The 21,628-nt window shown below is 62.9% G+C and carries 15 protein-coding genes and 1 pseudogene; 4 read left to right on the forward strand and 12 right to left on the reverse strand.

The window, feature by feature from the left end:
• Positions 1 to 6 precede the first annotated feature (6 nt).
• The gene (locus P6U27_RS25085) at positions 7 to 1,770 is read right to left on the reverse strand and encodes an ABC transporter ATP-binding protein (RefSeq protein WP_122404396.1); all 1,764 of its coding nucleotides are present in this window, start codon (positions 1,768 to 1,770) and stop codon (positions 7 to 9) included.
• 275 nt (positions 1,771 to 2,045) lie between these two features.
• Here P6U27_RS25085 and P6U27_RS25090 point away from each other — a divergent pair, with 275 nt between their 5' ends.
• Entirely contained in the window at positions 2,046 to 3,116 is a 1,071-nt protein-coding gene (locus P6U27_RS25090; protein ID WP_122404397.1) for a glycosyltransferase family 4 protein, read from the forward strand.
• Positions 3,117 to 3,302: 186 nt separating this feature from the next.
• Here P6U27_RS25090 and P6U27_RS25095 read toward each other — a convergent pair whose 3' ends face one another.
• The 5 genes and pseudogenes from P6U27_RS25095 to P6U27_RS25115 form a co-directional block, all read right to left on the reverse strand.
• Complete coding sequence (locus P6U27_RS25095; protein WP_122404398.1) at positions 3,303 to 5,231, reverse strand: alkyl/aryl-sulfatase; 1,929 nt, start codon at positions 5,229 to 5,231, stop codon at positions 3,303 to 3,305.
• A 154-nt stretch (positions 5,232 to 5,385) separates the two neighbouring features.
• Positions 5,386 to 6,666: a TRAP transporter large permease subunit gene (locus P6U27_RS25100; protein WP_244608027.1), complete on the reverse strand. Its 1,281-nt coding sequence runs from the start codon at positions 6,664 to 6,666 to the stop codon at positions 5,386 to 5,388.
• Between the two features lie 267 nt (positions 6,667 to 6,933).
• Positions 6,934 to 7,443 (reverse strand): annotated as a pseudogene (locus P6U27_RS25105) (TRAP transporter small permease); the annotation flags it as partial.
• 65 nt (positions 7,444 to 7,508) lie between these two features.
• Entirely contained in the window at positions 7,509 to 8,510 is a 1,002-nt protein-coding gene (locus P6U27_RS25110) for a DctP family TRAP transporter solute-binding subunit (protein ID WP_122404399.1), read from the reverse strand.
• Between the two features lie 198 nt (positions 8,511 to 8,708).
• On the reverse strand, positions 8,709 to 9,479 hold the full coding sequence (locus P6U27_RS25115; RefSeq protein WP_122404400.1) for a methyltransferase domain-containing protein: 771 nt from the start codon (positions 9,477 to 9,479) through the stop codon (positions 8,709 to 8,711).
• 143 nt (positions 9,480 to 9,622) lie between these two features.
• Here P6U27_RS25115 and P6U27_RS25120 point away from each other — a divergent pair, with 143 nt between their 5' ends.
• The gene (locus P6U27_RS25120) at positions 9,623 to 10,366 is read left to right on the forward strand and encodes an SDR family NAD(P)-dependent oxidoreductase (RefSeq protein ID WP_122404401.1); all 744 of its coding nucleotides are present in this window, start codon (positions 9,623 to 9,625) and stop codon (positions 10,364 to 10,366) included.
• A 123-nt stretch (positions 10,367 to 10,489) separates the two neighbouring features.
• Here P6U27_RS25120 and P6U27_RS25125 read toward each other — a convergent pair whose 3' ends face one another.
• The 5 genes from P6U27_RS25125 to P6U27_RS25145 form a co-directional block, all read right to left on the reverse strand.
• The gene (locus P6U27_RS25125) at positions 10,490 to 11,104 is read right to left on the reverse strand and encodes a hypothetical protein (protein WP_160118846.1); all 615 of its coding nucleotides are present in this window, start codon (positions 11,102 to 11,104) and stop codon (positions 10,490 to 10,492) included.
• Between the two features lie 24 nt (positions 11,105 to 11,128).
• Positions 11,129 to 11,758, reverse strand: a complete 630-nt coding sequence (locus P6U27_RS25130; RefSeq protein WP_244607692.1) for a hypothetical protein — start codon at positions 11,756 to 11,758, stop codon at positions 11,129 to 11,131.
• Positions 11,755 to 12,798 carry a TAXI family TRAP transporter solute-binding subunit gene (locus tag P6U27_RS25135; RefSeq protein WP_122404403.1) on the reverse strand — a complete coding sequence of 348 codons (1,044 nt, stop codon included), beginning with the start codon at positions 12,796 to 12,798 and terminating at the stop codon, positions 11,755 to 11,757. The genes P6U27_RS25130 and P6U27_RS25135 overlap by 4 nt, the downstream gene beginning before the upstream one ends.
• 63 nt (positions 12,799 to 12,861) lie before the next feature.
• Positions 12,862 to 14,310 (reverse strand): hypothetical protein, encoded by a 1,449-nt coding sequence (locus P6U27_RS25140; protein WP_407121954.1) that lies wholly within the window; start codon positions 14,308 to 14,310, stop codon positions 12,862 to 12,864.
• Between the two features lie 565 nt (positions 14,311 to 14,875).
• Entirely contained in the window at positions 14,876 to 16,510 is a 1,635-nt protein-coding gene (locus tag P6U27_RS25145) for a calcium-binding protein (RefSeq protein ID WP_129145173.1), read from the reverse strand.
• 1,351 nt (positions 16,511 to 17,861) lie between these two features.
• Here P6U27_RS25145 and P6U27_RS25150 point away from each other — a divergent pair.
• Complete coding sequence (locus tag P6U27_RS25150) at positions 17,862 to 19,250, forward strand: MFS transporter (protein ID WP_122404406.1); 1,389 nt, start codon at positions 17,862 to 17,864, stop codon at positions 19,248 to 19,250.
• 4 nt (positions 19,251 to 19,254) lie between these two features.
• Here P6U27_RS25150 and P6U27_RS25155 read toward each other — a convergent pair whose 3' ends face one another.
• A complete protein-coding gene (locus P6U27_RS25155; RefSeq protein WP_122404407.1) occupies positions 19,255 to 20,859 on the reverse strand; it encodes a B12-binding domain-containing radical SAM protein in 1,605 nt (534 codons plus the stop codon).
• A 313-nt stretch (positions 20,860 to 21,172) separates the two neighbouring features.
• Here P6U27_RS25155 and P6U27_RS25160 point away from each other — a divergent pair, with 313 nt between their 5' ends.
• Entirely contained in the window at positions 21,173 to 21,622 is a 450-nt protein-coding gene (locus P6U27_RS25160; protein WP_162500386.1) for a (2Fe-2S)-binding protein, read from the forward strand.
• Positions 21,623 to 21,628 lie beyond the last annotated feature (6 nt).

The following is a 21,628-nucleotide window of genomic DNA, read 5'->3' on the forward strand; positions in this document are numbered from 1 at the left end:
CTGGATCTACGCGGCGACCTTCGCGAGCCGGTTCATCTCCTGGGTCACCAGCTCACGGTAGGGACCGTGACCCTGCATCAGCCGGTCGGGCGCACCGTCCTCGATGATCTTACCGGCCTTGAGCACCACCACGCGATCGAAATTGCGCAGCGTCGCCAGGCGATGCGCGATCGCGATCACGGTGCGGCCACGCATCAGGCGCGACAGCGCCTCGCGGATCGCCTCCTCGGATTCGCTGTCGAGTGCTGCGGTCGCCTCATCGAGCAGCAGGATCGGCGCATCCTTCAGGAAGGCGCGCGCGATGGCGATGCGCTGGCGCTGGCCGCCGGACATCTTCACACCGCGGTCGCCGACCATGGTGTCGAGGCCGTCAGGCAGGCTCTCGACGAAGTCGCAGCGCGCCGCGATCGCCGCGCGCAGCACCTCGTCGTCGGTTGCGTTCGGCCGGCCATAGCGGATGTTCTCGCGAATGGAGCGATGAAACAAGGAAATGTCCTGCGGCACGACGGAAATCGCCTCGCGCAGGCTCAGCTGCGTCACCTTCGAGATGTCCTGGCCGTCGATGGTGATACTGCCATCGTCCACGTCGTAGAAGCGCTGGAGCAGCGTGAACAGCGTCGATTTGCCGCCGCCGGACTGCCCAACCAGTCCGACACGCTGGCCGGGCTGGAGGCGCAGGCTGAACCGCTCGAAAATCTTCTCGCCGCCGGGATAGCCGAAGGTGACGTTGTTGAACGCGATCGCGGCGCCGCTCTTCACCAGCGGCTCGGCCTCGGGGTGATCGCGCAATTCGTGCGGCACCAGCAGCGTGGCGATGGCCTCGGTCAGGCGCGCAACGTGCTGGGTGACGTCGACCAGCGCCACCGCGAGATCGCGCGTCGCGTTGAGGATGGAGAGACCGAGCGTGCAGACCAGCACGACATCGCCGGTGGTTGCCTCGCCCTTTTGCCAGAGCGTGATCGCCCAGGCCATCAGCGCCACCGTCAACAGCACGGTCACGCCGGCATGCGTCAGCCGCAGCTTCTCCAGATAGCGCAGGCTGCGGCCGCGCGCGGTGATCTCGCGGTTCACCGTCGCGTCGAACCGCTCATGCTCGTGGCTGATGCCGCAGAAGGCGCGCACCAGCGGCATGTTGCTGATGACGTCGATCATCTCGCCATCGACCACCGCGGCCTTGTCGGCGAAATCGTCATGCAGCGGCTTGCCCGCGGCTGCCAGACGAAACATCGCAATGACCATGCCACCGGCGATCACGATCAGCCCGAGGGCCATGTAGGGGCTGACGGTTCCAATCAAGGCAATTGCCGCAATTGTGGCAATGCAGGGCGGTAGCACGTTCCAGACAAACATGTTTTCGACGGTGAACACCGCGTTCGACGTCGCCGTGATGCGGCTCGTCAGCATGCCGGGCATCCGGTCCGAGAAGTAGCTCGGCGCATGTCCGGTCAGATGACGAAATATGTCACGACGTAAGTCACCCGTGACACGAACGAAGGTGAAGCTCGCCGTCCAGCTCGCGATCCGCCACAGGAAGTTGTCGGCCGTGATCAGCGACATGAGCAAAATGAATGCCAGCCATACGCTGCCACCATGTGAGGGTCCGGCGGACAAGCTGTCGACCAGGGATTTGACGCCGTATTGGGTGCCCACGGAGCAGGCGACGGCGGCCACGACCGCGGTCAGAATCAGCAAATGCGCCGCGAGGCGACGCCGAAGATAGCGCAAGACAAAGGCAAATGGCCTGCGCGCGTATCCAGAAAGCTGATCCATATGGCTATCGCCCCGTTATGCTGATTTTCGTTTCGTCACTGGTCGAGTGAACATCGACCACTTCGCCTCGGTTCCCGGGCAAGCTCATCACGACATGCGGATACGGACGATCTGCGAAGATGTGGTGGCAGCATCGCGACGATCCCCTGACGTGTCGAATATGTAACGTTTGGGGGAAGGAACTTCGCAGGTGCGGAAACGTTCCCTTGGCTGGCATTTGCCGGTGCCGTACAGGCGGGGGTTTTCAATCATGATCGCACAGAGGAGATGGTGAGATGCGCATCGCGCAGGTAGCTCCGTTGACGGAGGCTGTTCCACCCAAGCTGTATGGCGGCACCGAGCGGGTGGTGCATTGGTTGACGGAAGAGTTGGTGGCCCTTGGACACGAAGTGACATTGTTCGCCAGCGGCGACTCCCAGACGTCAGGCAAGCTGGATGCGTTGTGGCCGAAGGCGCTCCGTCTCGACGGTTCCGTGCGCGATCCCAATGCGCTGCACATGGTGCTGCTGGAGCGGGTGCGGCAAAAATGTGACGACGAGGAGTTCGACTTCCTCCACTTCCATCTCGACTACTATCCGTGGTCGCTGTTCCACCGTCAGCCGACGCCATTCGTGACTACGCTGCACGGCCGGCTCGATCTGCCGGAGCATCAGCCGGTCTTCAATACTTTCTCCAAGATGCCCGTCATTTCGATCTCCAACGCGCAGCGGCGGCCGGTGCCGCAGGCGAACTGGGTGACGACGATCCACCACGGCCTGCCGGAGAAGCTGCTGACGCCGAAGGCGGCAAAACAGGAATATCTCGCCGTGCTCGGCCGCATCGCGCCGGAGAAGGGCGTCGACCGCGCCATCAAGATCGCAACCCATTGCGGTATTCCGCTGAAGATCGCGGCCAAGGTCGATCGCGCCGATCAGGATTACTACGACGAATTGATCCGGCCGATGATCGAGAACAATCCGCTGGTCGACTTCATCGGCGAGATCAGCGATCACGAGAAGTCCGATTTCCTGAGCGGCGCGCTCGGGCTTCTGCTGCCGATCGACTGGCCGGAGCCGTTCGGCCTCGTCATGATCGAGGCCATGGCGTGCGGAACGCCGGTCGTCGCCTTCAACCGGGGCTCGGTGCCGGAGATCATCGATGAGGGCCTCACCGGCTTCATCGTCGAGGATGTCATCAGCGCGGCGGGAGTGGTGAACCGCCTTCCGCAACTCGACCGCGCCGCGATCCGCAAGCAGTTCGAGACGCGCTTCACGGCACGCCGCATGGCGCTGGACTATCTCGCGGCCTACCGCAGCCTGACCGAGGCAAAGGCGCCGCGGATCAAGCTGGTGAGCAGCGCAGAGTAGCTGGTCGCTCTCACCTCAAGGCACACTGTCATGCCCCGGCTTGACCGGGGCATCCGGTACTCCGCAGCTTCTCGGCTCAAGCACCGCGGTCTCTGGTCTGGAATACTGGATCGCCCGGTCAAGCCGGGCGATGGCAGCGAGTGTGTGGAAAGCGCTGCCTACGAGAACGCGGCGGAACGCGCTCCCCTATCCCACCCCCGCCCGCTTCGGCTCCACGATCTCGAACATCCTCGGAAACTCGTCCATCAGGCCCATCAACTCGGCGAGCTTCATCGGGTTGCCGGACAGCTTGATCTTGCCGGCAGCCACGGCTTCCGGAAAGCTCGTCAGCTTCGCAATGACTTCATCCAGCGTCGACCGCGCCAGCGTGAAGCTGGCATCGGCGCCTTCCGCCTGCACGCCCTCGGTGTAGGTCAGCGCCGAATTCTCCAGATTGAGCACGAACGTCTCGCCGGTGCCGGAGAAGCGCCAGTTCAGCACGATATGCTTGCCTTCCGCCTTGGGGCCGTTGAGGCGGATGCCGAGCACGTCCCAGAGCTGAGAGGTGCGCAGCGCGGCCAGCGTCTCGCGCGGCATCGGCGGACGCGCCGGCACCTTCGGCATGCCCTGGCGCAATTCCTGCGCGCCGAACAGATAGGCGTTGCGCCAGGTCGCGCTCTCGGCGGCATAACCGAGCTGCTCCAGGGTATCCGCCAAGAGTGCGCGCGCCGCCGCATTGTCGGGCTCGGCAAAGACGAGATGGCCGAGCACTTGGGCGACGAAACGGAATTCCCCCTTGTCGAAATCCGCAGCCGCGCGCGCGAGGATCGCCTCCGCGCCGCCCATGTACTCGACATATTTTCTGCCGGACTCGACCGGCGGCAACGGATCGAGATTGACCGGATTGGCGTCATACCAGCCGAGATATTTCTGGTAGATCGCCTTCACGTTGTGCCGGATGTGTCCGTAATAGCCGCGGCCGTGCCAGGCGCCTTCCAGGCTCTTCGGCAGCTGGATCGTTTCGGCGATTTCGGCGGCGGTGAGGCCATGGTTCATCAGACGGATGGTCTGGTCATGGGCGAACTTGTAGAGGTCGCGCTGCTGCCGGATCATGGTGCCGATGCGCTCGCGCCCCCACACCGGCCAATGGTGCTGGCCGCACATCGCCTCGGCCTTGCCGTCCCAGAGCCGCAAGGCCTCGCCCAGATATTTCGACCAGGCCAGCGCGTCGCGCACGTCGGCGCCGCGGAACGGCAGCAGATTGTGGAAATTGTGCGTGCAGTTCTCGGCGAGGTTCAGCAGCTTATAGCGTGGGATGAAGAAATGCATCTCCGCCGGCGCTTCGCTGTTGGGCGCCATCTGGAATTCGAACTCGACGCCGTCGATCACGCGCCTGTCGCCGGTCGCCATGATGAGGTCGGTCGGCCGCAGCAGCGCGACCGAGCCTGCCGCCATCGACTTGCCGAGCCCGCAATCGACCTGCCCGCGCACGCCCTTGGCGAGAAGAGGTCCGAACTGGTACTGCGCGCGGCGCAGCATCGCCGGCCCTGCGATGATGTTCTCGGAGACGGCGTGCTCCATGAACAGGTTCGGCGCGATGATCGGCACGCTGCCGCTGGCGAGCGCATCCTCCTCCAGCACGCCGCGTGCGCCGCCCCAATGGTCGGTGTGGGTATGGGTGAAGACGATCGCCGCGACCGGCCGGGTGCCGCGGTGATTGAAGTAAAGATCGAGCGCAGCGCGGGCACCTTCGATCGAAGTCAGGGTGTCGACGACGATGACGCCGCTGTCGCCCTCGATCAGCGTCATGTTGGCGATGTCGAGGCCGCGCACCTGGTAGACACCGGGCACGACCTCGAACAGGCCGTGCCGCATGTTCAGCCGCGACTGCCGCCACAGGCTGGGATTGACGGTGGGCGGCGCCTGCTCGGCGGACAGGAAGCAGTAGGGCCTGAGACTCCAGACCGTCCGCCCCTGCGAATTTGTGATCGTCGCATTCTCGATCGTGCCGAGGAAACCACGCGCAGCATCGTCGAAGTCGCGCGTATCGGAAAACGGCAGCGCGTTGAGCATGGCCGCGTGCTGCGCGACCACGGAGGGCGTTGCGTCCTTCGGCTCGTTGATGATGTCGGTCATGTTTGTTTCCTCCCCTCCCGTGTCTATCTGGCGGTTGGCAAGAAAAGGATACGTAGCCCGGATTGCGCGCAGCGCAATCCGGGATTCTCTTGCGTCAGGACGAAGCTCCCGGATTACGCTTGCGCTCCATCCCATCTACGACGTTTTCGTCCGGCTACATCCCCAGCAGCCGTGGCAGCCACAACGACAGGCCGGGCCAATAGGTCACCACCACCAGGAATCCGAGCATGGTCAGCAGCCACGGCCACACCGCCACCGTGAGCTCGGTGATGCCCATCTTGGCGATGCCCGAGGCGACGTAGAGGTTGAGGCCGACGGGCGGATGGCACAGTCCGACCTCCATGTTGACCGTCATCAGGATGCCGAAATGAATGGGGTCGATGCCGAGCTTGACCGCGACGGGAAACAGGATCGGGGCCATGATCAGGATGATCGAGGACGGCTCCATCACGTTGCCAGCCAGCAGCAGCAGCAGGTTGACGAGCAGCAGGAAACCGATCCATCCCAGCCCCTGGTCGATCATCCATTGCGCCAGCGCCTGCGGCACGTTCTCGTAGGTCATCAGGAACGAGAACAGCACCGCGTTGGTGATGATGTAGAGCAGCATCGCGGAAAGATTTGCCGACGACAGCAGCACACGCGGCACGTCGCGCAGCTTCAGATCCTTGTAGATGAACACCGCGACGATGAAGGCGTAGACCGCACTGACGGCGGCGGCTTCGGTCGGTGTGAACATGCCACTGTAGATGCCGCCGATCACGATCACGATCAGCAGGATGCCCCAGATCGACTTGCGGAAGGCGTCGAGACGCTCGATGAAGGTGGCCTTCGGCATCCGCGGATAGTCGTTGCGCCAGGCGCGATAGAACGTCGTGGCGCCGAGCAGCGAGGCGAGCGCAAGCCCCGGCACGATGCCGGCGATGAAGAGCTTGCCGACCGAACTGTTGGTCGAGACGGCATAGAGAACCATCGGGATCGACGGCGGAATGAGAATTCCGAGCGAGCCTGATGTCGTGATCACCCCCGCGCCGAACCGCTTCGGAAAGCCTTGCGCGACCATCGCGGGCAGGATCACCGATCCGATCGCCACCACGGTCGCCGGCGAGGAGCCGGAGATCGCGGCAAACAGCGCGCAGGCGACCACGCCCGACAGCGCGAGACCGCCGTACCAATGGCCGACCAGCGCGGTTGCGAACGTGATCATCCGGCGGGCCACGCCGCCATGGGTCAGGAAGTTGCCGGCAAGGATGAAGAACGGGATCGCCATGATCTCGAAATTCTCGATGCCGGTGAACAGCTTCAGCGCCACCGATTCCGTCCGCACGTCGGTCAGCGTGAACATGAAGCTGAGCACGGTCAGACCAAGCGCGATCGAGATCGGCATGCCCGTCAGCATCAACGAGAGCAGCAGTGCGAAAACGATGAGAACGCGCATCCCCTGCGGCAACGTGATGACGTGACCTGCATGCGCGAAGCACAGGGCGACGATCAAGACCGGCAGCAGCATCAGGATCCAGCCGAGCGGGCTGCGCTCGTCCCGGACGACTTGGCTGGACGTGACCGGGGCCGGATGCACCGGGTCCGCCTCGACACCTTCGACGCCCGCCGTGTCGTGATGCGGCAGCTCGCCGGTCCGGTAGAACGACCAGGCGACCTGCAGGAAGCGGAAGCACATCAAGCCGGAGCCGAGCGGGATGGTGAGATACACCATCCACATCGGCGCTTCGAGATCGTTGGACTGCTGACCGGTCTGCCACATCTGGCTGACGAACGCGGCGCCGAAATAGGCGACGATGGCGGTGAACAGCGCGCCGCAGAGAAGGCCGAAGGTGATCACGCGCCGGCGCGATCCGCCCGGGAGGATATTGACCAGGACGTCGACGCCGACATGGATGCCGGTCCGCACGCCGTAGGCGGCGCCGAATTTCGCCATCCAGATGAACATGTAGATGCAGAGCTCCTGCGCCCAGGACAGGTCGAGCGAGGCAAGCCAGGCGAACGCGGCGCGCGCGGACTCGGCGAGAAAGGCCAGGTTGCGGGCTTCCGCCCATCTGGCGATGTCGATCGACAGTCCGGCGCCGTAGCGATGCAGCACCGCGACGAAGATGAGCGACGTCGCAGCCGCGATCATCGTCGCAATCAGCCATTCCTCGAGATGATCGAGAAAACGATTCAGCAAGCGCAGCAACTTGGTCCCCCCGGGTTGGATCATTCAAGCGCAACGGCCGGGAGCGATCACCCCCGACCGTTGGTCGTGTTCTTATTGGACCGCAGCCGTCAGTTCATCTTGACGTCGAGTTCCTTGGCAATGAGATCGAGCACCTCCTGCCCGACCCGCCCCTTGGCCCATTTGTAAGTCGGCTGCAACGCCTCCTGCCACGCCTTGCGGTCGGCGTCGGTGAGATAATGCAGATTGGTCTTGCCGGTCTTCTTGATCTCGGCCAGCGCATCCTCGTTCTCCTGGCGCGCGATCGAGTTGGTGTAGTCGGTCGCCTCCGCCATCGCCTTGTCGAGCTGGGTACGGATATCAGGCGGCAGGCCGGACCAGAATTTCGAGTTGACGATCACGGCGTATTGCAGATGCGCGTGATAGGACACGGTGATGTCCTTCTGCACCTCGTAGAACTTCTGCGTCAGATAGTTCGACGCCGTGTTCTCGCAGCCGTCGACCACGCCGGTCTGCAAGGCCTGGTAAACTTCCGAGAACGCCATGATCTGCGGAATCGATCCCAGCAAGCGGAAATACTGGTCGGCGATCTTCGAACCGGAGATGCGGAACTTGAGGCCCTGGAAATCGGTCGGCTTCATCAGCGGCCGATTCGCGGAGACCATGTGGAAGCCGTTGTCCCAATAAGCGAGGCCGGTGATGCCCTTGGCCTCGAGCTTCTGGAACAGCCATTTGCCGACCGTACCCTTCATCGCGTTGGCGTAGGTCTGGTCGTCCTTGAACAGCCAGGGCAAGTCGAGCGCCTCGAACTCCTTGATGCCGAGCGGGGCGAACTTCGCGGTCGAGGGCGCAAGCATCTGCACCGAACCGAGCTGCAGCGCCTCGATCTCCTCCTTGTCCTTGTAGAGCGTGGAGTTCGGATAGACTTCGACCTTGACCTTGCCGTCGGTGTATTTTTCAGCGAGCTCCTTGAACTTCAGCGCGCCCTTGCCCTTGGGGGTGTCGCTGGCGACGACGTGGCTGAACTTGATGACAATAGGACTCTGGGCTTGGGCAATGGCGGGAGCCAAGAGAACAGCCGCGGCAGCGACCGCGGCAAACAGCTTGCGCATGAAGGTACCTCCCAACAACTCTGAAATCGGGTTCTTTTTGTTTTTCAGGCCAGTAGTGGCAGCAATCCGCCACGCGAACAACTAGACCTAAGCCCAATTTTGTCGAAGCCAAGCTAACTTGACGACCGCCGCATGCGCAACCCGGTGCCCGCGCGCGTCCAAGGGAGCGAGCGCTTATGCCGCATTGCGGCAGTGCAATCAGCCTTTGCGCTGGGCGACCATGAAGAGGCGCCGGAACGGGAACAGCGTCTGCCCCGCCGCATTCTTCGGATAGGCCTTTGCGACGCGCATCCCATAGGCGGCTTCGAACGCCGCTTTCTCATCGCCTTGCAAGACATCGAGATAGCGCGTCAGCCAGGTCCCCTTGGTCCATTCCTTCACGGGGTTCTCGCCTTCGAGCACCTGCAGATATTCGGTCTCCCAGATGTCGATGTTGGCCGACATCGGCGCGAGAAGATCATGATAGAAGGCCGGCCCTTCCACCGGCGGCGGGGTGACGAGATGCTCCACCTTGGATCGCCACGGACCGTCTAGCGCGGTCTCGCCGATCAGCACATGCGAAGGCGCGAGAAAATTGCGCGGCATCTGCACCGCGAGCATGCCGCCACGCGTCACCTTCTCCATCAGCGACGGAAACAGTGCCGCATGATCGGGCAGCCAGTGCAGTGCGGCATTGGAATAGATCAAGTCGTAGTGCTGTGTGGGGCGCCAATGGCCGAGATCCTCATGCGACCACTCCACATCAGGCGCGGCCTTCCGTCCCGCGGCAACCATCTCAGCCGAGCCCTCGACGCCAGTCACACGTGCATCCGGCCAGCGCTCCCTGATCAATTTGGTGACGTTGCCTGCGCCGGCGCCGAGATCGGCGATGGCGCGCGGGGCAAAATCCGGAATCCGCATCAACAGATCGACGGCGGGCCGGAGCCGATGGCCGGAGAACTTCAGATATTGCTGCGGATCCCAGACCATCTTCGCCTCTTCTTTTTCGGGTTTCCTTCGCCAGAGCTCTTGGTTACCACTGCTCGTCCCGGTCGGGCAATTCGCAAGCCTCCGGGACAGGGCAGGAAACGAACAGCAAAAAAGTAAAGCAACAACCAAGAGAGCGTGTGACCATGGACCTCGGGCTCAAATCGAAAACCGCTGTCGTCACGGGTGCGAGCATCGGCATCGGCCGCGCCATTGCCAAGGGCCTGGCGGCCGAAGGCGTGCGTGTCGTCGGCGTGGCGCGCCGCACCGATCTGCTTGCCGAGCTAGTGAAAGAAGTCGGAGGCGGATTGATCACGCCGTTCGAGCAGGACGTGATGGCCAAGGGCGCCGCCGAGAACATCGCGGCCTTCGCGCTGAAGGAGTTCGGCCACGTCGACATCCTCGTCAACAATGCCGGCGGCAGCCGTCCCCTCCCCGTCGACGCGCCCGACGGCAAATGGGACGAGGCGATCGCGCTCAACTTCACCAGCTACCGCCGCATCGCCCATGCGTTGCTGCGGCAGATGATCGAACGCAAATGGGGCCGCATCATCAACATCACCGGCAAGTCCGAGCCGGAAGGCCTCAATGCCGCCTTCGCCGCCAAGGCCGCCGTGCATGCCTGGGCCAAGGGCCTATCACGCGAGATCGGCGCCCACGGCATCACCATCAACTGCATCCCGCCCGGCCGCATCATGAGCGAACAGATCCGCCGCAACTATCCGCCGGATTATCGCGAGCGCTTTGCCGAAGAAGAAATCCCGGTCGGCTATTGGGGCGAGCCGGAGGATCTGGCGGCACTCGCGGTGTTTCTGGCCTCGCCTGTGGCGCGCTACATCACGGGCGCGGTGATCCCGGTGGATGGGGGCTTGCGGAGGTATCAGTTCTAGGGCGGGGCCTCTTGGCCACCGTCTGGCACGCCGCCGACAGTCGGTCTGACCGTCAGCGGCCACTCGGGTCGGGACGGCATGTTGTGCCAGCTGCACTCCCGACGGCCGCATTACCGCCTGACCTCACGGTTTGACGTAGCTCCAGCCCTGCTCCTGCAGCTCCATGACGCGAACGACGCCAGATTTGACGACGGTCGCCTGTGGAATCAGGCTTATGTCCTTGTTCTCCGCCTTACGCATGTTTTCCCGGGTATTGCCGCAGGCTTTGAAAGAGATTTCGGGATGGCTCATCGCGAGCACTTCAATGCGCGGCTTTACCGGCGAAGTGTCATCGCGCAGCATGTGAAGGCCAGGACCAAAGGTGACGACCTCGATCGACACTGCCTCACCGAGGTCGTGGTAGTATTCGGCGACGTTGGTCGCGTTGTTGAGGACCAGGTTCATCATCGCAGGGTCGTTGGAATTGACCTGCAATATGAGCTGATGCGGCTTTTTGTCGATTTCGGGTTTTGTCGCCTGAGCCAGCGCCGCCCTTGTCGCGGTGATTTGCTTGCTCGTGTGAGTCTGCCCCGGCTTGCTCGCCTGCTTCTGGACCGAATGCTTCGGACGGCTCGCTTGGCTCGTCGCGCTCGACTGCGGGATCAACCGGTTGTCCTGCTGCGCCTGCGCGCTCGGTTCGACCAGAAGCAGCATCGCCAGGCCGCTGATGACTGCCGCCGCCAACTTTGGATTGTTCATCTCGTGTCTCCCCTTCCCTGACCATCACCTTGCTGGTCTGGCGACGCTATGTGGCCATTTGCATGCAACCGCCATTTTCTTGCGCACGTTTTCGAATCCGCTGAGCAGGAATTGTCCGTCTTGCGCCGGACCAGTGCGGGTGAAAAGGCGCACAACGATGTGACCATCCTCGGGTAGCGAGCTCAGCAACTTTACGACGTCGCCGCCGAAAGCGACGCCGGAGCCGAATGACGGCGACGCTGCCGTCAATTGCATTGGCGTGTCCGCATTCAGCCGAAAGGAGATGACGTATTCGTTGGCGCTCCGTGACAGCGCCGGTCCGGCGACCGTGACTTCCGTGCGCCCTCGGCGGCAGTGGATCGCGAGTTGCATCGTGCCACCATCCGAGCTGCCGACGGACGAGGTGGTGGCGGTGACGACCGGTGAATAATCGACTGGCGAGGTGGTCTCGCTGATCAGCCAGCCACCGTCTGACGCCCGCCGCCCGGGCGGCGGAAGCTTGCCTGACAGATCTTGCGGACATTCCTGCCGGGCTTGCCCCTCCGTCGCCGAACAAGCCCGAAGTGTTTCCATGGGATCGCTCGTGTTTTGCGCATAAGCGATTCCGCAGGCTACGTTCAAGGCGACGGCTAGCGGAGGAGCGGCACTCTTCATGGCCTCGCCTGTACGCTGCGCGCCTTGCGATCCAGCCATTCCTGCGCGGCTTGGAAGCGGGTGAGCCCGGGGACGGATGCCGCGAGATTGATCGACTGCCATTTCGGATCGAAACCGGGTCCCTGCAGGCGGTCAATTCGCGAGAACAGGTACTCGACGAGGCGCGCCACGCGTTGATAGTGATTTGAGCGCGGCGGCCAGTTGAACGCAACCAGCGCCGTCGGCACCGCGATGGTCGAGACCCGCTCACCTGGCTTGATCAGATTGGGATACTCGTTGGCGTCCAAGGTCGCCGGCAGATAATAGTCCTCGAACTGCCTGTCGTAGTGGACCGGGAGGAACTTGAATCCAGCCTCCCAGCGGCCCCGTACGAAGGCATCGACGGGTTTCGATGTGATGAACACGACGGCCGACATCTCGCCTTTGCGCATCTGTTCCAAGGCCACCTGATGCGGAATGAACGTCTTGTCGACGTCGATGCCGAGACGGCTGAAGATCAGCGGTCCAGAATAGGCGGCTGCGGTGCCCAGCGTGTTGAAGTTCACCTTCTTGCCGGCAAGATCTTGCAGGCTCGTGATTTCCGGTCGCACGAAAATGTGCAACTCGGACGGGAACAGATTGAGCAAGTAGGTGATGCGGCTTTGGATCTGCGGAACCTGAAGCTTGTACTCGTCCAGCGCGTCGGAATTGATGATGGCTGTATCGACACCACGCAAATAGAGCAGCGCATTCAGATTGTCGGTGGCGCCTCGGGTGACGATCGGCAGGAGATGCAGCTCTGCTCCGTCATCGACGACACGGGCCATTTCCGCCGCAAGGCGGATCGGCGCGCCCTCGAGCAGCCCGCCGGCGAGCCCGACTGTCCAGGCGTTCATCCGCTGCTTTTCGCTCTCCTGAGAGAGCGGCCGTCGGACTATTTGTGCATCCGTCTTGGCGGTTCTTGCGGTTTGTGCTTCCAGGCAAGCCGGTTGAAGCAGCATGGCAATCGGCACCAGCGCGGCCAGCAGGAGCGACGAGAGCGACTTTGGCACCTTGTTCATGTTGTTTCTTTCCGGATGACCCACCGCAACCACTCGTTCCAGTCGAAACGCAAAAGCCCACTTTCAGTGATGCAATGCGTCCAGTCGTTCCTTGGCTCCGCGAATACCGCTCCTCTGTGCCTTCGCGTAGAGCTCTCGCGCCTTAGCCGCCTCGCCGCGCGTTCCATAGGCACCCCAGGCGGACAGAACCGCCGGATCATATGTCTCCGCCAGCATGAAGATTGCCTGCGCAATGTTCTTCTCGGCAGCGAGCTCGAGTACAATCCGCGCTGCGCCAATGTTGCCCTGATCGAGCAACGCTCTGGCACGCGGGATCAATCGGGCCTCCACCTCGTCTTGCCCTGGACTCATCGGCGGCTCCGCTGCGATCACGTTCTGCGCCGTCGACGCGATTGTGCCTTCGTTTCTTTGCTCTATCGGGGCGCGCTCATCGATGCGGCGCGATATCGAGGCGCGGTCTCTCTGCCTGGCTTCGGTCCTGCTCCGCTCCTGTTGCAGCGACTGCCGCAGTTCGGCAATCTCTCGGTTCGCGGCCTGTCTCTGCTGCGAGACCGCATCGTTCGCCTCGCGCAATTGCCCGTTCAGGATTTCGATGTCCCGGCGCGCTTCCGCAAGTTTGCCCTCCAGCGCGGCAGCCTTGGCCTCTTCGAGGGAACGACGTTGTTGCTCGGCGTTCATCGCTGTCGAACGCGCGGCGTCCGCCTGCTGCACGAGGGCTGCGTTCCTTTCGCGCTCCTGCTGCAGCGACTGCCGCAGTTCCGCGATCTCCCGTCCGGCCGCTTCGCTTTGCTCCGCCGCCGCACCGTCGGCCGCAAGCGATCCGCGAGGTATGCCGGCAAGTTCGCTTGCGAGTGCCGCGGCGCGCGACTGCGCCTCGTAGCGCTCTTGCTCAGCGCTTGCCGTTGCTGCCTGCGCGGCGCTCACCTGCTTCGCCAGGACGGCGCTCTTTTCCTGCTCCTGCTGCAGGGACCACCGCAGTTCGGCGATCTCCCGCGCCGCCGCATCTCTCTGCTGCGCGGCCACCTCATCCGCGTTGCGCGCCTGTGCGATTCGGGTTTCGATTTCGCGGCGGGTTCCGGCAAGTTCGTTCGCGACTGCGGCGCTGCGGGCTTGCTCCTGTTGAAGAGACTGCCGCAGCTCCTCCGCAGCCATTTCCGCTGTGTGCGTGTGCTGGATCGCCTCATCAAGCTCCTTGCGCGCGCCGGCCAGCTCACCGGAGAGTGCGTCGTTGCGCGGAGCGTCTGCGTCGAGCCCTTGTCGAGGTCCCACTGTGCTTGCCGGCATCGCCTGCATCAGGGCCCCCGTCGCTTCGCCTTGAAGGAGTGCTAGCGATCCGCTCGCGATTTCAGGCCGCCGGTCGAGGTCGGCGGCGCTCTCGCGGTCGATGCGCGTCATTTCCGGAATCGTCTGTGCCTTGAACGGGTCGAACGCACCGAGCAGGGCCGCCCCAACGAAGATGAGGGGGACCAGAACGACAGCCGCAACGAGCGAACTGCCCGATTTTGCCTCCACGGGATCGACATCCTCGGTCTCGGGACACCAATGAGTCGGTGACAAGCAGATCGGCGAGCCGTCCTTCGCGACCCATCTACCCGTCTCGGGCAACCGGTGACCGACCTCAACAGCCCCCGCCGCGTCTTCTATCCGAGTGTTCTCTCGCCCCCTCGGTGCAGTATCGATTGATCGGCGCATGGATCACGCCTCTCTCAAGTGCAACTCCAATGGAGCGATCACTTGGCCTGTGCGCATGGTTTCGGTACCCATCAGAACACGCGTAGATAGTGATGCTGCGCCGCGGCAAGGCGCTCAAATTAAATAGATAAATTAACTTAAATCCATATAATTTTGCTCATGCGCAAAAGTCAAATTAAATCGTCGCCGGCGCGGGCTGGCCCCGGCCCGCTCACGCACTCTCTGGCGAACAAAGCAAGCCTCTCTTTATGGGAGCTTTATGGGAGAGCTGCCACTCGAACCTCGCTCGCGAACCACTGACAAGACCGTGGAATGCACTCCGCCTCGTGGCGGCATGAATGCTGCCTCCGTCCTCGACCGACAGCTAAGCAACGAGACACTTGGCTCAGGCCATTAGCAGGTCCTGATGGGGCGCGAAGATGAAGTCCTCGGGCCTGAGCGCTTCCTCGCTATGCACGACCACGTCGTTGCCCGGGCTGAACGTGATCGTACTCTCATGCGTTGCGGGATCGAACTTTGAGATGCTGAGATCACTGAAATCCGCGATGCCGAGCGCAGAGACATCGATGTGATCGGATCCCAAGTTCGACAGCGCCTGCCCGAAATCCTCGATCCTGTCGTGGCCGCTGTCGAAATTGAACACGAACGTATCGTTCCCACCATTGGCGAAGCCGAGCATCACCTGCGCATCGCCCCAGATGTCGTCATTTCCAGTGCCGCTTACCAGCTTGTCATTGCCGCCGCTTGCGTAGTCGGACATCGATTTGGCATCGCCGACGAGAGTGGTTTCGTAGCTGCCCGCCGGATGTGGATTGGGATCATCGCCGCCGACCAGCGTGTCGTTCCCGCCATGCGCGTGGCCCGACATGGTCGACGCATCCCCGTACGCCTGATTGGCGAGCTGGGAAAAGACGTTGCCGCCGATATAGGTGTCGTCGCCGCCGACGGCCTGATCCCCCATGTTGCCGCCGGCATCGCCGTAGAAGACATTTTGGTCTTGCGTGCCCGAAGCCTGGAAGGTGTCATTGCCGCCGTGGGCGCCATCGGACATGTCACCCGCGGCATCGCCATAGAACGTGCTCCCGCCAAGACCGGTCTTGTTGAAGGTGTCGTCCCCTCCGCGGGCCAGACCGGACATGTTCCCGCCCGCATCGCCGGCAAAGACGTTGCGATCGGCGAGTGTCGCATCGCTCGAGTCGTTGAACGTGTCGTTTCCGCCGGCGGCGGAAGCGGACATGTTTCCACCGCCGTCGCCAAAGACGAAGTTGAACGGGTTGATCCCGCTCACAGCAAAACTATCATTACCACCGGCTGCATGGCCGGCCATGTCGCCTCCGGCATCACCATAGAGATGATTGTTGTACTCGGATCCGCTCGCGGTGAAGCTGTCGCTTCCGCCGCGGGCATACCCGAACAGGCTTCCACCGGCGTCGCCATAGAACTCAAAAGTGCTATCCGGTCCGGTGTGACCAACGAAGGTGTCGTTACCGCCGACTGCGCGATTGATCAGATTGCCGCCGGCATCTCCATACACGGCGACGGTTTGGTGCCCGCCACCGGAAACGCCGAAATGATCATCACCTCCACGGGCTTGACCGGCCAATGTTTCGCCTGCGTCGCCATAGGCATTCACTCTCACACCGGGCGTGAAGGCCAGCGGCAGTTCGACATTGAGGCTGTCGTTGCCACCAAGGGCCCGATCCGAGATGCTGCCTCCGGCATCACCGTACATGCTCAGAATGAAAGTCTCGCCGGGGATGATGGCAGACGCCGGCACATCGGCGGACAACGTGTCGTTGCCGCCCAGCGCGTAATCAGAAATGTTTCCGCCCGCATCACCAAACAGGCTTCCGGATCCGGAAGTCAGCAAGGTGTCGTTGCCGCCGACCGCGCGGTCGCGCAAGTCAACGCCGGCATCTCCGAACAGCATGTTGGTCGGATCGGAACCGACCAGTGTCTGGGCTCCGCCGTGCTGTCGGCCCGTGAGTGATCCATTCGTATCGCCAAATAGAATAGCCACGTGCCCCTCCCTCGCATTTGCGGGTTCGTGCAGGATGTGGCGCTAACGTTTACAACGTATCATTTTCTAAATTAAATCACAATTTTTAATAAAATTGAATTAGTCTTTTAAATCAGGGCGGGCGTCAAAATAAGAGCGGGGAACAGCGGTGGTTCAGCCGACGGTCCAGCTCACCCGCCCACCCCCGCTAAAGCCTCGATGACGCTACATCGGAATTCACCCGCACTCGGTAAGCAGTCACGCCTGATCACACCGGATTTCAGCCAAGCACGCTGCGTTCCGGCGGTTACATGACAAAGCCCGTACATCGCATGGAATATAGGCTCGGCGCCGCGAATATGCGTATCTGACCGTGTTCTCGTCGCGTCTCGGAGCCGAGGAGTGACCGATGCGCATTGCATTGCCGTACTTAGGAATTGGCGTCTGCTTGTCTGTTGCAACCTGGTTGGCGCTGGGGCTTCTACTCTAGCGGCGGTTTCCCGCAGACGAATTCGGAAGCGACTTGGGCTCTCGCTCGAAATCACGATCCAGCGGCGGTTTGACCCTTGCCGTCTCCCCGGACCGCGGTCGGGCCACGTCTCCTGCCGTGCGTGTCGGCTATTTCATATTTTTTCAATGAACCTGTGCTAACCGTCATTTAACTAAACCTATAGGTTGAGCCCATTTTGTTTTCGCCCGACGTCGATCATTGTTTAATAGTCACAGTTTAGGGGCGCGTCATGAGTACTCGTGGCCAGGTGTGCGACCGTATGGTGGTTCTGCGTCAGCGTGTCTCGTCACTCAGCTCTCAATTGGCAGAGCTTCAGAACCTGCGTACCCGACTGGAAAAGGCCGAGGAAAGACGAAGCCGCAGACGTTCAAAAGTCACTGGTATCTGGCCGATGCGGCGCCGATTTTGGCAGTAGCGGCGAGTCGACAGTCGCAAGCCCGCCATCGGTGGTCGATCCGACCGTGACGGAAGTGCGTTAGGGGCGACGGCTCTGGGCGTGGCCGCGACGACTATGCGACGTCGACGCGCGCATGCTGGTCCTTCCGAGCGTCCTGCCACGATTTCATCGTGCCAGTGTTTTGCCCGACGGGTCAACTTGATCGCGGCTGCGAATGTCATCGCAAGGCAGTTGGAAAATTCCCTTATAGATCAAGGGCTCTTCTACTGTGCATGGGGTTGTTTTTCGACTTTTTGCTTTGAACGTCGTGACCGGCACCGAAAGCAGGCGAACGGCGCGCTTGCCCTGCCCTTTCCGCGGCGCGTGCGGCATCGGCGCATACACAGCATGCACGCATAAGCCTGTGGCCGGCCGCCGAGCCGTAGTACAGGCATAGCCTGCCGCCGGAGCAACGCGCCAACGCAATGACAATCACGTTACCTGCCGCCGCGCGCGAACCCGCTCCGCCGATCGCCGACGGCGTTCCGGCCGCGCAACGGCGCTGGGCGATTGCCGCGATCTTCACCGCGCTGGCGATGGCTTCGCTCGATACCGCGATCGCCAACATCGCCCTGCCTGCCATCGCCGCCGATCTGCATGTCAGCCCGGAGCAGTCGGTCTGGGTGGTCAACGTCTACCAGATCGCACTGGTGGCGACGCTGCTGCCGCTCGGAGCGCTCGGCGAGATCGTCGGGCATCAGCGCATCTATCTCGGCGGCCTTATCCTGTTCACCATCGCCTCGCTGCTCTGTGCGGTGGCATGGTCGCTGGAGAGCCTCCTGGTCGCGCGCACGCTGCAAGGATTGGGCGCGAGCGGCATCATGAGCGTCAACACCGCGCTGGTGCGCTTCGTCTATCCGGGGCGGATGCTCGGCCGCGGCTTCGGCCACAACGCGCTGGTGGTCGCGACCGCCTTTACCTTCGGGCCCTCGATCGCCTCCGCGATCCTGGCGCTCGGCCCGTGGCCCTGGCTGTTCGCCGTCAACATCCCGTTCGGCCTCATCGCCATCGGCATCGGCTTTGCGATGCTGCCGAAGACGCCGCGCGCCGATCACGGCTTCGACTTTCTCGGCGCGATCCTCGCCGCCGCCTGCCTCGGCCTGTTCATCACCGGCATTGGCAGCGCAGCGCATAACCTGTCGCCGATCGTCGTGGGCGTTGAGCTGGTCACGGCCCTCGCGCTCGGCTTCATCCTGACGCGGCGCCATGCCGAGCATCCCGCGCCGATGCTGCCGATCGACCTGTTCAGCCGTCCGATGTTCGCGCTGTCGGCGGCGACCGCGGTGTGCTCCTTCGCGGTCCAGGGCCTCGCTTTCGTCTCGCTGCCGTTCTATTTCGAGGACGTGCTCGGCCGCTCGCAGGTCGAGACCGGATTCTTCATGACGCCATGGCCGCTGGTGGTCGGCATCATGGCGCCGATCGCAGGCCGCCTGTCGGACCGTCACGCGGTCGGCCTGCTCGGCGGCATTGGGCTGGTGCTGCTCGGCCTCGGCATGGCGCTGCTCGCGACGCTTCCGGCCAACCCCGCCATCGCCGACATCATCTGGCGGATGGTGATCTGCGGCATGGGGTTCGGCTTCTTCCAGGCACCGAACATGAAGGCGGTGATGTCGAGCGCGCCGCCGCATCGCAGCGGCAGCGCCTCCGGCATCGTCGCGACCGCGCGCCTGACGGGACAAACCACCGGGGCCGCGCTCGCCGCCTTGTGCTTCGCGCTCGCCGGACACGACGGTGCGACACTGGCGCTGGCGCTCGGCGCCGGCTTTGCGGCGCTCGGCAGCGTGATGAGCTTCTTGCGGCTTGCGGTGAAGTAAGCCGTCAGGCCGCCGTCACGCCGACAGCCGCCGGAGTGACGGTCTCGTTATCCAGCGCAGCCAAGCGCGCGTCGATGGCCGCGATGACCTTGCGCGAGAACGGTCCGAGATGCGCATAGGCCGCGATCATCTGCACGGCGATGCGCGCCGATGACGTGTCGCGCTTGGCGCAGTTCATGAAGGTCTGCCAGAGCGGCCCCCGCGCCTCGGGAAGGGCGGTGACCACCTTGTGCACCGTCTCCATCGCCCCGAGCCTGGCGCGGATGTCTCCTTCGGCGAGCTCGGCGCGCTGCCGGGAACGGTCGAGCAGTGTCATCAAACGATCGACGCGTGCTGCATAGGCCGCCGGGCTGTAGATGTGTTCCAGCACCCGCTTGTAGTCCAACAGGATGTCGCGCAGCGGGCGGACCGGATCGAAGTTGATGCCGGCCGTGCACTGATCGGCGCCGATGGTCGGCGCCACGTCGTGGCCCTGATGCAGCCGGCCTTCGCGCTCGAGCCGGCGCGTGAGCTGCGTGTTCGGCAAGGCATAGAGCAGGCCGACCATGGCGACGGGAATCGCCGCCTCCTCGATGAACTCGATCATGGACTCCGCCATCGAGACACTCTCGTTGTCGAAGCCGACGATGAAGCCCGCGGTGACCAGCATGCCGGCGGCGTAGATCTTGTGGATGCTCTCGGCGATGTTGCGCCGCGTATTCTGCTTCTTCCGCATCGCGACAAGCGTCGCCGGGTCCGGACTTTCGATGCCGACGAAGATGCCGAAGAAATTCGCCGCGCCCATCAGCTCCAAGAGTTCCGGATCGTCGGCGAGGTTGACCGAGGCTTCCGTGGAGAATTCGAAGGGGTAGCCGTGCGCACGCTGCCATTCGGCGAGCCTTGGCAGGAATTGCCGCAGCGACTTCTTGTTGCCGATGAAATTGTCATCGACGAAATCGAGATGGCCGCGGTAGCCCATCTCGTAGAGCGTCTCGAGCTCGACGAACATCTGCTCGATCGTCTTGGTCCGCGGCACGCGCCCATAGAGCTCGATGATGTCGCAGAATTCGCAGGTGAAGGGACAGCCGCGTGAATACTGGACACCGAGATAGAGATAGTCCTCGAAATTGAGCAGGTCGAAACGCGGCACCGGCGTCTTGGTGACGTCGGCCTGGAATTTCGGCGCGGTGAAGACGCCGGACCGCGCACCACTTTCCCAGGCCGCGATGAATTGGTCGATGACGCTCTCGGCCTCGCCGAGCACCTGGAAATCGGCCCGCTCATAGATGTGGGGGCTCGAGGTGGGATCGGGGCCGCCGACCACCACCGGCTTGCCAGCCGCGCGGCAGAGCTCGATCAGGCGCAGCGTGTCGGCCTGCTGCGGCAACATTCCGCCGGTGAAGACGACATCGGCCCAGGCAAGATCCTCGTCGCCGAGCGGTGCCGTGTTGCAATCGATCAGCCGGACCGTCCAGCTCTGGGGCAACATCGCGGCAACGGTGATCAGGCCCAAAGGGGCGGCGGGACGCTTGACGCCCATCACTTTGCAGGATTCGCCAAAGCTCCAGAAGGACTCTGCCGAGAACAGCGGGTAGAGCATCAGTACGTTGCAGGGACTCGGCACGTTCATGGAACTCCTGTTGGCGGCGGGGCAGTGTACCAAAGTGCCCTCATCTTGCACCCCGGCAAAAAGGACAAACTGTGGCCTCTGCACGGCAATCCGCCCCGGACGTCGCTTCAAGCCGCGGATTGGCGCCCACGAAAAGGCGTCAACCCGAATCGCTCGACAAGGGATGAGGCAAAACAACGCGCCGGTCCATCCCCCAAGAGCGACGCAATGCATTCCAGCCACCCCTCGGACTGTTGATTTGAACAGTTCCAGTTTGCCGGACACATTGCGCCCCTGAGTTCAATCGGTGGATTGGGCCAATCAGGGGACTGCGATGGCAAACCTAACAATCAACGGAAAAACCCTCACCCTCGACGTCGAGCCGGATACGCCGCTGCTCTGGGCGATCCGCGAGAACGCCGGCCTGACCGGCACCAAATACGGTTGCGGCATTGCACAATGCGGCGCCTGCACGGTTCACATCGACGGCGTAGCGATGCGCTCCTGCGGCCTTTCGGTCAGTGAGGCCGAGGGCAAGAAGATCACCACCATCGAAGGGCTCGCATCCGGGGATTCGCTGCACAAGGTGCAGGAGGCCTGGATCGCTCAGGACGTGCCGCAATGCGGCTATTGCCAGAGCGGCATGATCATGGCGGTGGCGGCGCTCTTGAACGAGAAGCCGAAGCCGACCGACGCCGACATCGACGAGGCCATCACCAATATCTGCCGCTGCGGCACCTTCCAGCAGGTGCGCGAGGCGATCCACACGATCGCAAGCGCTTAAAGGAGC

Source organism: Bradyrhizobium sp. STM 3566 (assembly GCF_045571445.1).
In the GTDB taxonomy this organism is placed as follows: Bacteria; Pseudomonadota; Alphaproteobacteria; order Rhizobiales; family Xanthobacteraceae; genus Bradyrhizobium; species Bradyrhizobium vignae.

What these genes read in the sequence shown, in the direction of transcription:
- P6U27_RS25085 (WP_122404396.1), bottom strand. Translation starts at nt 1,770, where the DNA reads ATGGATCAGCTTTCTGGATACGCGCGCAGGCCATTTGCCTTTGTCTTG.
- P6U27_RS25090 (WP_122404397.1), top strand. Translation starts at nt 2,046, where the DNA reads ATGCGCATCGCGCAGGTAGCTCCGTTGACGGAGGCTGTTCCACCCAAG.
- P6U27_RS25095 (WP_122404398.1), bottom strand. Translation starts at nt 5,231, where the DNA reads ATGACCGACATCATCAACGAGCCGAAGGACGCAACGCCCTCCGTGGTC.
- P6U27_RS25100 (WP_244608027.1), bottom strand. Translation starts at nt 6,666, where the DNA reads ATGCGCGTTCTCATCGTTTTCGCACTGCTGCTCTCGTTGATGCTGACG.
- P6U27_RS25110 (WP_122404399.1), bottom strand. Translation starts at nt 8,510, where the DNA reads ATGCGCAAGCTGTTTGCCGCGGTCGCTGCCGCGGCTGTTCTCTTGGCT.
- P6U27_RS25115 (WP_122404400.1), bottom strand. Translation starts at nt 9,479, where the DNA reads ATGGTCTGGGATCCGCAGCAATATCTGAAGTTCTCCGGCCATCGGCTC.
- P6U27_RS25120 (WP_122404401.1), top strand. Translation starts at nt 9,623, where the DNA reads ATGGACCTCGGGCTCAAATCGAAAACCGCTGTCGTCACGGGTGCGAGC.
- P6U27_RS25125 (WP_160118846.1), bottom strand. Translation starts at nt 11,104, where the DNA reads ATGAACAATCCAAAGTTGGCGGCGGCAGTCATCAGCGGCCTGGCGATG.
- P6U27_RS25130 (WP_244607692.1), bottom strand. Translation starts at nt 11,758, where the DNA reads ATGAAGAGTGCCGCTCCTCCGCTAGCCGTCGCCTTGAACGTAGCCTGC.
- P6U27_RS25135 (WP_122404403.1), bottom strand. Translation starts at nt 12,798, where the DNA reads ATGAACAAGGTGCCAAAGTCGCTCTCGTCGCTCCTGCTGGCCGCGCTG.
- P6U27_RS25150 (WP_122404406.1), top strand. Translation starts at nt 17,862, where the DNA reads ATGACAATCACGTTACCTGCCGCCGCGCGCGAACCCGCTCCGCCGATC.
- P6U27_RS25155 (WP_122404407.1), bottom strand. Translation starts at nt 20,859, where the DNA reads ATGAACGTGCCGAGTCCCTGCAACGTACTGATGCTCTACCCGCTGTTC.
- P6U27_RS25160 (WP_162500386.1), top strand. Translation starts at nt 21,173, where the DNA reads ATGGCAAACCTAACAATCAACGGAAAAACCCTCACCCTCGACGTCGAG.